This is a genomic window from Cognatundibacterium rugosum, from assembly GCF_014284365.1.
GTDB classification, from domain to species: domain Bacteria; phylum Pseudomonadota; class Gammaproteobacteria; order Burkholderiales; family Burkholderiaceae_D; genus Undibacterium; species Undibacterium rugosum.
Genome location: NZ_JACOGG010000023.1, coordinates 1 through 13,278, shown reverse-complemented (window position 1 = coordinate 13,278; position 13,278 = coordinate 1). Strand labels below are relative to the sequence as shown.

Below are 13,278 nucleotides of genomic sequence, written 5' to 3'. Positions count from 1 at the left end.
ATTGCTTCCGGCGGGATCTCGTGAAACGGTTTAAGATAGTGATGTTTTCGTGCAACTCAAGTTTTTCTTGGTGCAATGCACCAAATCGGCGAAAATAAGAAGATTTGTGTAACAGACTAGTTAATGGGGAGATTATTTATGTCTGAAGTAGTGAAAAGTGGGCGACGTCACGGAGTGATGCGCCTGGTTGATGCGACAGGATACCGATTGCCACTCGCTGGCGTTGTATCTATTCTGCATCGTATCAGTGGCATGCTGATGTTCTTTCTGCTGCCGTTTATTCTGTGCCTGCTCGATAAGAGTCTGGCGTCTGAATATGGATTCTACGCAATCCGCAGCCTGACCTCCGGTTGGTTTGTAAAGTTGGTGATATTGGCGCTGGTCTGGGCTTATCTGCACCACTTCTGCGCTGGCGTTCGTCACTTGTTCATGGATTTACACTATGGTCTCGATAAGCATACTGCGCGCAAATCCGCAGCAAGTGTGCTGGCAGTCAGCCTGACTCTGGCTGCGCTGATAGGCTTGAAATTGTTTGGAGTATTCTAAAAATGGCAAATAACAACATCGGCCCGAAACGCCTCGTTGTCGGCGCACATTACGGCTTGCGTGACTGGCTGGCGCAGCGTGTAACGGCAATCGTGATGGCGCTGTATACCGTGCTGTTGCTGGTTCTGTTTCTGACCGGCAGTAATTTTAGCTATGAAGGCTGGGCGGGTATTTTCGCTCATCAGTGGTTCAAGATGGCGACTTTTGCTGTCATCGTTTGCCTGCTGTATCACGCTTGGGTAGGTTTGCGTGATGTATGGATGGATTATGTAACCAGTAACGTATTCGTTCGTCTGGTATTTCAGGTTGCCACCATCTTGTGGCTGGTTGCTTGTGCTGGTTATGCAGCACAGATTTTGTGGAGAGTATAAACGTGGCTGCAATTAAATCCACAATTCCTACCCGTCGTTTTGATGCGGTAATCGTCGGTGCCGGTGGTTCAGGTATGCGTGCCTCGCTGCAATTGGCTGAGGCTGGTCTGAATGTCGCGGTATTGTCTAAAGTATTTCCTACCCGTTCGCACACAGTGGCAGCGCAGGGTGGTATCGGTGCATCACTCGGCAATATGTCCGAGGACAACTGGTACTGGCATATGTTCGACACCGTCAAAGGTGGCGACTACCTGGGCGACCAGGATGCGATCGAATTTATGTGTCGCGAAGCACCGAAAGTGGTCTACGAATTAGAGCATTTCGGTATGCCTTTCGACCGTAATGCGGACGGCACCATTTATCAGCGTCCATTCGGCGGCCATACTGCCAATATGGGTGAAAAACCTGTACAGCGCGCTTGCGCGGCAGCTGACCGTACTGGTCACGCTCTGTTGCATACCCTGTATCAGCGTAACGTACGTGCGCGTACTCACTTCTTTGTGGAGTGGATGGCGATCGATATCATCCGTGATCAGGATGGTGATGTGCTGGGTGTGGTGGCGCTGGAAATGGAAACCGGCGAAGTCATGATGTTGCAAGCAAAAACAACGCTGTTCGCAACGGGCGGTGCTGGTCGTATTTTTGCGGCTTCTACTAATGCCTTCATTAATACCGGTGACGGTATGGGTATGGCAGCACGTGCAGGCTTGCCTTTGCAGGATATGGAATTCTGGCAATTCCACCCAACCGGTGTTTCCGGCGCGGGTGTGTTGATTACCGAAGGTGTGCGCGGTGAGGGCGGTATCCTGATCAATAGTCAGGGTGAACGCTTCATGGAGCGTTATGCACCTACATTGAAAGATCTGGCACCACGTGACTTCGTTTCCCGTTCTATGGATCAGGAAATTAAAGAGGGTCGTGGTTGTGGTCCAAATAAAGATCACGTTCTGCTGGATCTGCGTCACATCGGTGCAGACACCATCAAAAAACGTCTGCCATCCATTTTGGAAATTGGTCATAAGTTTGCTAACGTGGATGCGACTAAAGAACCGATTCCTGTGGTACCAACCATTCACTATCAAATGGGTGGTATTCCTACCAATATTCATGGTCAGGTGGTGGATTTCCGTAATGGTTCCAACCAGATCGTGAATGGTATGTATGCGATCGGTGAATGCGCCTGCGTTTCCGTGCATGGTGCGAACCGTCTTGGTACGAACTCTTTGCTGGATCTGGTGGTATTTGGTCGTGCCGCTGGTAATCACATCGTGGCGCAAAGCCTGAAAGCGAAAGAATTTAAACCTTTGCCGGCAGATGCAGCTGATAAAGCATTGTCCCGTCTGGCTAAGCTGGAATCCTCAACTGGTTCCGAGCGCGTTCAGGACGTGGCAAATGCAATTCGCAGCACCATGCAACAGTATTGTGGCGTGTTCCGTACGGATGAGCTGTTGCAGACTGGCTATCAGAAAATTATGGAAATTAACGAGCGTTGCAAGCACGTTTCTTTCAAAGATAAATCCAAAGTATTCAACACTGCGCGTGTAGAAGCACTGGAGCTGGATAATCTGATCGAAACCGCGAAAGCGACTATCACTTCTGCGGTTGCCCGTAAAGAATCACGCGGAGCGCATGCTCACCGTGATTACGAAAAACGTGATGATGAAAACTGGATGAAGCATACCTTGTGGTACACCGAAGGCAACCGCCTCGACTACAAGCCAGTCAATACCAAACCATTGACTGTTGAGACCTTCAAGCCAAAAGCTCGTACCTTCTAAAGAGAAATTGATATGGCACGTACACTGAAATTTAAAATCTATCGCTACGATCCGGATAAGGATGCAAAGCCTTACATGCAGGATCTGACTGTGACTCTGCAAGACACAGACAAGATGTTGCTCGATGCGCTGCAACGCATCAAGGCTGACGTGGATGATTCCCTGGCCTTGCGTCGTTCTTGCCGTGAAGGTGTTTGCGGCTCCGATGCTATGAATATCAATGGCAAAAACGGCCTGGCATGTACTACTAACCTGAATGAGCTGACCGAGCCTATCGTGTTGCGCCCATTGCCAGGCTTGCCGGTGATCCGTGATCTGATCGTTGATATGACGCAGTTCTTCAAACAGTACCATTCGATCAAGCCTTACCTGATCAATGAGTCCATTCCGCCTGAAAAAGAGCGTCTGCAAACTCCTGCAGAGCGTGAAGAGCTGGATGGTTTGTATGAATGTATTCTGTGCGCATGCTGCTCGACTTCCTGCCCGTCATTCTGGTGGAATCCAGATAAGTTCGTTGGTCCGGCCGGTTTGTTGCAAGCGTACCGTTTCATTGCAGATTCCCGCGATCAGGCAACCGGTGAGCGTCTGGATAATCTGGAAGATCCGTATCGTCTGTTCCGCTGCCATACCATCATGAACTGCGTTGATGTCTGCCCTAAAGGTCTGAATCCTACCCGTGCTATCGGTAAGATCAAAGAGCTGATGGTTCGTCGCGCTGTGTAAGCGGTATTCAGCGTTAATGTAAATAGAGGCGGGTGGTTTCCCGCTTCTATTTCATGCAGCTTTGTGTAGAGCTGCATGAAATAGAAAGCATCAAAAAAGAAAGTAACTATGTCTGAGCTGGCAGGTGGTTCCCATCAGGATGATCCGGTAAAACGTGCGCGACTGCGTTGGCGCGCGCGCCGGGGTTTGTTAGAGAATGATTTGATATTGACGCGTTTTCTGGATGCGCATGAAACAAATCTGAGTGATGAAGAGGTTGATGCCTTTAGTCGTCTCATGGAGTTGTCTGACAATGTGCTGATGGATTTGATTATGGCGAAGAAAGAGCCTGAGGCGGAAGTGGATCTGCCCCATGTGCACGCTTTGCTGGCCCGGCTGCGCAGTGCCTGACGGGATATGATTTTTTTTGTGTTTTTTTGATTAACGACTCACCTCTTATCTGAAGGAAGAGCCATGACTAATTCCGAAACAAAAGCAACCCTCTCATTTTCCGATGGTTCTCCATCGCTGGAAATGCCGATTTACAAAGGATCGATTGGTCCTGATGTCATCGACATCCGTAAGTTGTACGGCTCTACAGGCATGTTCACTTACGACCCAGGCTTCATGTCAACCGCTGCATGTAATTCTTCGATTACTTACATTGATGGTGATAAAGGTGAGTTGCTGTATCGTGGCTACCCAATTGAACAACTCGCAGTAAATGGCGGTGACTTCCTCGAAACCTGCTACTTGTTGTTGAATGGTGAACTGCCGAACGCCGCTGAAAAAGCAAATTTCGTTTCCACAGTGACGCGCCACACCATGGTGCACGAACAGATGCAATTCTTCTTCCGTGGCTTCCGCCGCGATGCGCATCCTATGTCTGTGCTGGTGGGTACGGTTGGTGCGCTGGCTTCGTTCTACCATGATTCTCTGGATATCAATGATGAGCGTCATCGTGAAGTGTCGGCTATCCGCCTGATCGCTAAAATGCCTACCCTGGTTGCGATGGCGTATAAATATTCTATCGGCCAACCTTTCGTGTATCCACGTAACGATCTGTCCTACAGCGCAAACTTCATGCATATGATGTTCTCTACGCCATGCGAAGAGTACAAAGTCAATGAAGTATTGGTACGCGCTTTGGATCGCATCCTGATTTTGCATGCAGATCACGAGCAAAATGCATCCACTTCGACAGTCCGTCTGGCAGGTTCTTCCGGTGCGAATCCGTTTGCATGTATCGCAGCAGGTATCGCCTGTCTGTGGGGTCCTGCTCATGGCGGCGCGAATGAAGCTGCATTGAGTATGCTGGAAGAAATTGGCAGCGTAGACAATATCCCTGAATTCATCGCCCAGGTAAAAGACAAAAACTCTGGCGTGAAGTTGATGGGCTTTGGTCACCGTGTCTACAAAAACTACGACCCGCGTGCCAAACTGATGCGTGAAACCTGCTACGAAGTGTTGAATGAGCTGGGTCTGCAGGATGATCCGCTGTTCAAACTGGCAATGGAGTTGGAACGTATCGCTCTGGAAGACGAGTACTTCGTGTCCCGCAAGCTGTATCCTAACGTTGACTTCTACTCTGGTATCGTTCAGCGCGCTCTGGGTATTCCAACTGCACTGTTCACAGGTATCTTCGCATTGGCACGTACCGTAGGCTGGATCTCTCAGTGGAAAGAAATGATCTCTGACCCTGAGCAAAAAATCGGCCGTCCACGTCAATTGTTCGTGGGCTCACCACGTCGTGACGTGCCTCCTATGGATAAACGTTAATCTTTATTTATCCATGCCGGAAAATAAAAAAGCGAGTCGGTATGACTCGCTTTTTTTTTCTGCGGTAAATATGCTATGCTTCGGCTCGAATGTAAATTTTAGATGTTTTTTCGTTTCAAAATCAAAAAGTATGTTGTTCCCAATATGTGTTTTGACTTCGTAGCGAGAATTGTTTGAAACAAGCCCTTCCCCACAACTTGATGTGCAATCCGCTAACCGGTCAGGCCGTGTCGCGGAAGGTTAGATTAACCCGCTAATCTCGCGAAACGCGAAGAAAGGTGAGCAAGATGATGCAACAATATAACGCTAACTCGTACTTGTTCGGCGGTAATGCGCCGTATGTAGAAGAGCTGTACGAAGCCTATCTGAATAATCCTGGTTCTGTTCCTGAAAACTGGCGCGCCTATTTCGACGCGATGCAGCACGTACCAGCGGTTGATGGCTCCTCCAAACCTGACGTAGCTCACGCACCTGTGGTTGCCTCCTTTGCAGAGCGCGCAAAACAGGGCCCTATCCGTACCGTGAATGCTTCCGCTGATGCAGAAATGGGTCGTAAGCGCGTCGCCGCACAACAACTGATCGCCGCTTACCGCTTCCTGGGTAGCCGTTGGGCCAACCTCGATCCGCTGCAACGCCAGGAGCGTCCAAGCATTCCTGAACTGGAACCTAGTTTTTATGGTTTTACTGATGCGGATATGGACATACAGTTCAATATCAGTAATACCTACTTCGGATCTGAAACTGCATCCTTGCGTGATCTGATTAACTCTCTGAGAGATACTTACTGCCGCTCTATCGGTGCGGAGTTCATGTACATCTCTGATCCAACTGAAAAACGCTGGTTGCAACAAAAGCTGGAATCTATCCGTTCCACACCATCGTTCACACCAGAAAAGAAAAAACATATTCTTGATCGTCTGACCGCAGCTGAAGGTTTGGAGCGCTATCTGCATACCCGTTATGTTGGTCAAAAGCGCTTCTCGCTCGAAGGTGGTGAAAGCTTTATCGCGGCGATGGACGAGACTATCCAGCGCGCCGGTGAGCGCGGTGTACAGGAAATCGTGATCGGTATGGCGCATCGTGGCCGTTTAAACGTGTTGGTGAATACCCTGGGTAAAATGCCTCAGGATTTGTTTGCTGAATTTGAAGGCAAACACGCTGATGACTTGCCAGCCGGTGACGTGAAATACCATCAAGGCTTCTCTTCTGATGTATCAACTCCAGGCGGTCCGGTCCATCTGTCGCTCGCATTTAACCCATCCCATCTGGAAATCGTGAATCCAGTGGTTGAAGGCTCCGTTAAAGCGCGTATGGACCGTCGCGGTGACAAAGACGGCGCACAAGTGTTGCCTATTCTGGTGCACGGTGATGCAGCGTTTGCAGGTCAGGGCGTTGTGATGGAAACCCTGAATCTGGCGCAAACCCGTGGTTACGGTACTGGCGGCACGGTGCATATCGTCATCAATAACCAGATCGGTTTTACGACTTCCGACCCGCGTGATGCGCGTTCCACGACTTACTGCTCCGACGTTGTGAAAATGATCGAAGCACCGGTATTGCACGTGAACGCGGATGATCCTGAGGCGGTGGTTCTGGCGACACAGATCGCGATGGATTATCGTACCGAATTCAAGAAAGACGTTGTTGTTGACATCATCTGCTACCGCAAGCTGGGTCATAATGAACAGGATACGCCTGCATTGACGCAGCCTCTGATGTACAAGAAAATCGGTCAGCATCCTGGTACACGTAAGATGTATGCAGATAAGTTAGCTGCGCAGGGTACCATTCCTGCGGACGGTGGCGATCAGATGGTCAAAGCCTTCCGTGACGCGATGGATGCCGGTAAGCACACGCATGATCCGGTGATCTCTAACTTTAAAAACAAATACGCAGTTGACTGGATTCCTTTCCTGAATCGCAAATGGACTGATGCTGCTGATACAGCGATTCCAGTGACAGAGCTGAAGCGTCTGGCTGAGCGCATTACCGTTGTACCTGAAGGCTTTAAGCCACATAGTCTGGTTGAAAAAGTGCTGGGTGACCGTGCTGCGATGGGTCGTGGCGAGGTTAATCTGGACTGGGGTATGGGGGAGCATCTGGCTTTCGCATCCCTGGTAGCATCTGGCTATCCTATCCGCATCACTGGTCAGGATGCTGGTCGCGGTACATTCGTGCATCGCCACGCGGTATTGCATGATCAAAACCGTGAACGTTGGGATTCAGGTACCTACATCCCACTGCAAAACGTCTCTGACAAACAAGCGCCATTTACTGTCATTGACTCAGTATTGTCTGAAGAAGCTGTTCTGGGCTTTGAATATGGTTACTCGACTGCAGAGCCAAACACACTGACTATCTGGGAAGCGCAGTTCGGCGACTTCGTCAATGGTGCACAGGTTGTTATCGATCAGTTCATCAGTGCCGGCGAAGTGAAGTGGGGTCGTGCTTCCGGTCTGGTCATGATGCTGCCGCATGGTTATGAAGGCCAGGGGCCTGAGCATTCTTCCGCACGTCCTGAGCGTTTCTTGCAACTGTGTGCTGACAACAATATGCAAGTTGTGCAGCCTACGACTGCTGCGCAGATTTTCCATCTGCTGCGCCGTCAAATGATCCGTCAGTTCCGTAAGCCTTTGGTGATCATGACGCCTAAGTCTTTGCTGCGTAACAAAGATGCGGGTTCGCCATTGAATGATCTGGCAAAGGGCAGTTTCCAGACTGTGATCGGTGAAGTGGATGAGAAAATCGACGCGAAAAAAGTGAAACGCGTAATCGCTTGCTCCGGTAAAGTGTACTACGATCTGGTTAATGCTCGTAAAGAACGCGGTCAGACAGATACAGCGATTATTCGTGTTGAACAGTTGTATCCGTTCCCACATAAGAGCTTCGTTGCCGAACTGAAGAAATTCCCGAATATGACGGAATTGGTCTGGACTCAGGATGAGCCACAGAATCAGGGCCCATGGTTCCAGATCCAGCACAATATTTTTGAAAGTCTTGAAGAAGGCCAAAAACTGGCTTACGCGGGCCGCCCAGCCAGCGCATCTCCTGCCGTTGGATACTACGACAAGCACTACGCACAACAAAAAGCACTGCTGGAAACAGCATTTTCCAAACTGAAGGGCTTTGTCCTGACTAAATAATGACGCGGCGCTGCACCAGAAGCTGGTGCAGCGTTTGGCTACCCGTAACGGAGAGTAAAAAATGGCAATTATCGAAGTAAAAGTTCCTCAGTTATCTGAGTCCGTCGCAGAAGCAACTTTGCTGACGTGGCATAAAAAAATTGGCGAAGCAGTGACTCGCGATGAAAATCTGGTGGATGTGGAAACCGATAAAGTTGTGCTGGAATTGCCAGCACCTGATTCCGGTGTCATCACTCAAATCATCAAAGGCGACGGCAGCACCGTTGTTGCTGGCGAAGTGATCGCGATTCTGGACACGGATGCATCTGCAAAAGTCAGCCCATTGGAAGTGTCTGCTGCACCGGTCGTGGTTGCGGCAGCTGCAGCGCCTGCTGACTCCAAATCTGCGGCAGGCGTAGCAATGCCAGCAGCTGCTAAGATTTTGGCAGAAAATGGCTTGTCCGCTGGTCAGGTTGATGGTTCCGGTAAAGATGGTCGCGTGACTAAGGGGGATGCGTTGGCAGCGGTTGCTGGTAAAGCGGCACCTGTGGTCGCTCCTTTAGCAGCGCCAGTTGCGGCTAAGCCAGCTCTGCAACAAGTGGCTGCACCTGCTGTCGCTAACCTGGGTGATCGTCCGGAAGAGCGCGTTCCTATGAGCCGCCTGCGTGCACGTATCGCTGAGCGTCTGGTGCAGTCGCAGTCGACTAACGCGATTCTGACGACATTCAATGAAGTCAACATGGCTCCAGTCATGGAATTGCGCAATAAGTATAAAGATAAGTTCGAAAAAGAACATGGCGTTAAATTGGGCTTCATGTCTTTCTTTGTTAAAGCTGCAGTCGCTGCGTTGAAAAAGTATCCTATCCTGAACGCATCGGTAGACGGTAACGACATCGTTTATCACGGTTACTTTGATATCGGTATCGCGGTTGGTTCGCCACGCGGCTTGGTTGTGCCTATCCTGCGTAACGCAGATCAAATGAGCATTGCTGAAATCGAAAAGAAAATCGGTGAATTCGGTGCTAAGGCTAAAGATGGCAAGCTGACTCTGGACGATCTGTCTGGCGGTACATTCTCTATCTCTAACGGTGGTACTTTCGGCTCTATGTTGTCGACACCGATCATTAACCCGCCACAATCTGCGATTCTGGGTGTGCATGCAACCAAAGACCGCGCTGTTGTTGAAAACGGCCAGATCGTTGTGCGTCCAATGAACTATCTGGCGATGTCTTACGATCACCGTATCATCGACGGTCGTGAAGCGGTTCTGGGTCTGGTAGCGATGAAAGAAGCGCTGGAAGATCCTGCCCGTTTACTGTTGGATCTGTAAGCTAAGCACTGTGAGCATCGCTGAAGAAATCCAGCGTTTGCATCATCTGCATCAGTCGGGGGCACTGACTGATGCAGAGTTCGCTCTTGCGAAAGCAAAGCTTCTGTCTTCCTCGGAGGCAGAAGCTTTTTCGCAATCTGCGGGGCAGCAAACTGGTTCTGGCACAGATACCTCGCTGCAGCAACTGAATCAATTCAGGCGCTTTAAGGCGGATGCCTGGTTTGCCGGCATTTGTGGTGGATTAGCTCGTATGACCGGACTGGATTCCTGGATCTGGCGCTTGCTCTTTGTGTTTTTTTCTTGCTATTTTGGCGCGGGCATATTTGCTTATCTGCTTGCCTGGATATTTATTCCGGAAGAGTAGCGATACCCTGCGCTAAGTATTATTTAATTTTGTATTGTCAGGAATTTTCATGAGTAAACAATTTGACGTTGTTGTTATCGGCGGCGGCCCTGGTGGCTATATTGCAGCGATTCGCGCTGCGCAACTGGGCTTTTCCACGGCTTGTATCGATGCCTGGACCAATGAAAAGGGTGGCCCGGCACCAGGCGGTACATGTACCAATGTTGGTTGCATCCCATCTAAAGCATTGCTGCAATCTTCCGAGCACTTTGAGCATGCGGGACATGCGTTTGCTGATCACGGTATTCAGGTTGGTGAATTGAATATCGACGTCGCCAAAATGTTGGGCCGTAAAAACACAATCGTGAAGCAAAACAATGATGGCATTATTTATCTGTTCAAGAAAAATAAAGTCAGCTTTTTCCACGGTCTGGGTTCTTTCGTCAAAGCGGATGCGGCCGGTTATGAAATCAAGGTGACTGGCAAAGCAGAAGAAACCATCACGGGTAAGCACATCATCGTCGCAACCGGTTCGAATGCCCGCGCATTACCAGGCACACCATTTGACGAGCAGATCGTACTGTCCAATGAAGGTGCATTGAACATCACTGAAGTGCCTAAAAAGCTGGGCGTGATCGGTGCTGGCGTGATTGGTCTGGAAATGGGTAGCGTATGGCGCCGTCTGGGTGCCGACGTTACCGTTCTTGAAGCGCTGCCAACCTTCCTTGGTGCTGTGGATGAACAGATCGCTAAAGAAGCGCACAAACTGTTCGTTAAGCAAGGTCTGTCGATCAATCTGGGCGTTAAGATTGGTGAGATCGTTAATTCTGGCAAGGATGTATCGGTTGCCTACACCGATGACAAAGGCGTTGAGCACAAAGCGGTATTCGACAAACTGATCATTTCCATTGGCCGCACACCAAATACCAATGGTCTGAATGCAGAAGCAGTCGGATTGGCACTGGATGAACGTGGCTTTGTTGCTGTTGATGGCGATTGCAAAACTAATTTGCCTAATGTTTGGGCAGTTGGTGACGTGGTGCGCGGCCCTATGCTGGCTCACAAAGCAGAAGAAGAGGGTGTTGCCGTGGCTGAGCGTATCGCTGGTCAGCATGGTCACGTCAATTTCAATACTATCCCTTGGGTTATTTACACTTCACCTGAAATCGCTTGGGTCGGTCGTACCGAGCAGCAGCTGAAAGCTGATGGCGTTGCTTATAAGGCGGGCACTTTCCCGTTCATGGCAAATGGTCGTGCGCGTGCTTTGGGTGATACGTCGGGCATGGTGAAATTCCTTGCCGATGCAAGCACGGATGAAATCCTGGGCGTACATATCGTGGGTCCTATGGCATCTGAATTGATTTCTGAAGCCGTGGTGGCGATGGAGTTCCGCGCATCTTCCGAAGATATCGCACGTATTTGCCATGCCCATCCTTCCTTGTCTGAAGCAACGAAGGAAGCCGCATTGGCAGTTGATAAGCGTTCCCTGAACTTCTGATAGTCTGGCAAACTAAAGCGGTTTGCCTATTATCTCTATATCCCGCTGTGCTTGTGGAAATAAGCAGTTTGGCGGGATTTTTTGTTTTCGCTGCTCTCATGTGAGGTAGCTTGCTCTAATTGTTGACTATGAATGTACAAGAGTTTTATCAAAACGCACTGGATGAGCGCGGGTTTCAAGCCGATGATGCACAGCGCAACGCTGTTTCTCGGTTGCAGGTCGCATATGATGATTGGGTGGGCTACAAAGCGAAGCGTGCAAACAAGTTCACGCGCTTGTTGACGCGTCCAGAAGTCCCTCGTGGCGTGTATATGTGGGGTGGGGTGGGGCGCGGAAAATCTTTTTTGATGGATAGTTTTTTTTCTGTGGTGCCTGTGGTGCGTAAAACCCGTTTGCATTTTCATGAATTCATGCGCGGCGTACATCGTCAGCTGGATGAGTTAAAAGGTGTCGCAGATCCCTTGGATGAGGTGGCCAAGCGAGTCGCCAAAAAATACCGTTTAATTTGCTTTGATGAATTCCATGTGTCCGATGTCGCTGACGCAATGTTGCTGTACAACTTACTCAAGGCACTATTTGATAATGGAGTCTCTTTTGTGATGACTTCTAACTACCATCCGGACACGCTTTATCCGGAAGGTTTGCACAGAGACAGAATGTTGCCGACTATCGCGCTGCTGAAGGAAAAGCTGGATGTGCTGAACGTTGATTCCGGCAATGATTACCGCAAACGCGCGCTGGAGCAGGTGCAGGCTTATCTGACTCCGCTTGGAGCGGAGACTGACGCCAGTTTGCGTGAAGTATTTACCCGTTTGTCGGATGCGAGAGAAGAGGATGCGAAAATTGAAGTAGAGGGACGTGTCTTAAAATGCCTGCGTCGTGCTGGCAGTATTATTTGGTTTGATTTTCAGGTGTTGTGTGGCGGTCCTCGCTCCCAAAATGATTACCTCGACATAGCCAGCCGGTTCCATACTGTGATTCTGTCCTCAGTGCCTTGCATGTCTGCAGCGATGTCTTCTGAGGCGCGGCGTTTTACTTGGTTGATAGACGTATTCTATGATAACAAAGTGAAATTAATTATTTCCGCAGAAGTGGCACCTGAACTGCTATACACGCAAGGTGTGTTGTCCAATGAGTTCCATCGTACGGTTTCCCGTATCATAGAAATGCAATCGCAGGAATACATGGATGCAGATCAGCGTCAGGTTGTTAATTCTATTATTTAGGGAAGAATGTGAGTACCTCTGTTTATCTTAATCGCGCATCGCTTGTGGTGCTGTTTGTTGGGTTCTCCTCACTTAATTGCGTTGCTGCAGTCGGGGATGAGCTGAAATTGATCGCTGAAAAAGTCAATGCACTGAATGCCCACTTTCCGGTGAATTCGATTACAACGAATGATGTCGCCGTTGTCGCACTGGACGAGACGCAGCGCCTGGATCAGGAGTTGCAGACTTGGTATGTCAGTGCGGGGAGGGATTGTCGTCAGCGTTTTTTTGTTAACGATTGTTTGAAGAAGATTCAGCTGGAAAGGCGTGAGTACCTGCCTGTGATTCGGCGAGTGAGTCAGGAGGCCAAGGCTCTGCAGCGCCAATTGCGGGTATTGGCTGCAGACGAGCGGCTCGCTAAAGAACAAATTAAAGAAAAGTAATTTTGAAATTTTTAGTGGGGGGTGTTGACACAAACGTGGCTAGGCTTCATAATCTCGTTTCTCTGCTGCTGACGAACAAAACGATTCGAAGCAAAAGCCGGAAGGCAAGCAGAAAAAAGAATTCAATATTCTGTGATCTTTAACAATTAACAGTCAATAAA

12 protein-coding genes are annotated in these 13,278 nt (G+C 49.5%); all 12 read left to right on the top strand.

Annotation, left to right across the window (positions count from 1 at the left end; translation table 11 throughout):
• Positions 1 to 138: 138 nt before the first annotated feature.
• A complete protein-coding gene (gene sdhC, locus H8K47_RS16030) occupies positions 139 to 546 on the top strand; it encodes a succinate dehydrogenase, cytochrome b556 subunit (protein WP_408057908.1) in 408 nt (135 codons plus the stop codon).
• Between the two features lie 2 nt (positions 547 to 548).
• Entirely contained in the window at positions 549 to 917 is a 369-nt protein-coding gene (sdhD, locus tag H8K47_RS16025) for a succinate dehydrogenase, hydrophobic membrane anchor protein (RefSeq protein WP_186882404.1), read from the top strand.
• 2 nt (positions 918 to 919) lie between these two features.
• Positions 920 to 2,695 carry a succinate dehydrogenase flavoprotein subunit gene (gene sdhA, locus H8K47_RS16020; RefSeq protein ID WP_186882403.1) on the top strand — a complete coding sequence of 592 codons (1,776 nt, stop codon included), beginning with the start codon at positions 920 to 922 and terminating at the stop codon, positions 2,693 to 2,695.
• Positions 2,696 to 2,707: 12 nt separating this feature from the next.
• Complete coding sequence (locus tag H8K47_RS16015) at positions 2,708 to 3,418, top strand: succinate dehydrogenase iron-sulfur subunit (RefSeq protein ID WP_162020853.1); 711 nt, start codon at positions 2,708 to 2,710, stop codon at positions 3,416 to 3,418.
• A 108-nt stretch (positions 3,419 to 3,526) separates the two neighbouring features.
• A complete protein-coding gene (locus tag H8K47_RS16010) occupies positions 3,527 to 3,808 on the top strand; it encodes an FAD assembly factor SdhE (RefSeq protein ID WP_162020852.1) in 282 nt (93 codons plus the stop codon).
• 63 nt (positions 3,809 to 3,871) lie between these two features.
• A complete protein-coding gene (gene gltA, locus H8K47_RS16005) occupies positions 3,872 to 5,176 on the top strand; it encodes a citrate synthase (RefSeq protein ID WP_186882402.1) in 1,305 nt (434 codons plus the stop codon).
• 287 nt (positions 5,177 to 5,463) lie between these two features.
• Complete coding sequence (locus H8K47_RS16000) at positions 5,464 to 8,319, top strand: 2-oxoglutarate dehydrogenase E1 component (RefSeq protein ID WP_186882401.1); 2,856 nt, start codon at positions 5,464 to 5,466, stop codon at positions 8,317 to 8,319.
• 61 nt (positions 8,320 to 8,380) lie between these two features.
• Positions 8,381 to 9,628 carry a 2-oxoglutarate dehydrogenase complex dihydrolipoyllysine-residue succinyltransferase gene (odhB, locus tag H8K47_RS15995; protein ID WP_162020849.1) on the top strand — a complete coding sequence of 416 codons (1,248 nt, stop codon included), beginning with the start codon at positions 8,381 to 8,383 and terminating at the stop codon, positions 9,626 to 9,628.
• Between the two features lie 10 nt (positions 9,629 to 9,638).
• Complete coding sequence (locus tag H8K47_RS15990; RefSeq protein ID WP_186882400.1) at positions 9,639 to 9,992, top strand: PspC domain-containing protein; 354 nt, start codon at positions 9,639 to 9,641, stop codon at positions 9,990 to 9,992.
• Between the two features lie 49 nt (positions 9,993 to 10,041).
• On the top strand, positions 10,042 to 11,469 hold the full coding sequence (gene lpdA / locus H8K47_RS15985) for a dihydrolipoyl dehydrogenase (protein ID WP_186882399.1): 1,428 nt from the start codon (positions 10,042 to 10,044) through the stop codon (positions 11,467 to 11,469).
• Positions 11,470 to 11,597: 128 nt separating this feature from the next.
• Positions 11,598 to 12,695, top strand: coding sequence for a cell division protein ZapE (gene zapE, locus H8K47_RS15980; RefSeq protein ID WP_186882398.1), 1,098 nt, complete (start codon positions 11,598 to 11,600; stop codon positions 12,693 to 12,695).
• An 8-nt stretch (positions 12,696 to 12,703) separates the two neighbouring features.
• Positions 12,704 to 13,117, top strand: coding sequence for a hypothetical protein (locus H8K47_RS15975; RefSeq protein WP_186882397.1), 414 nt, complete (start codon positions 12,704 to 12,706; stop codon positions 13,115 to 13,117).
• Positions 13,118 to 13,278: the final 161 nt, after the last annotated feature.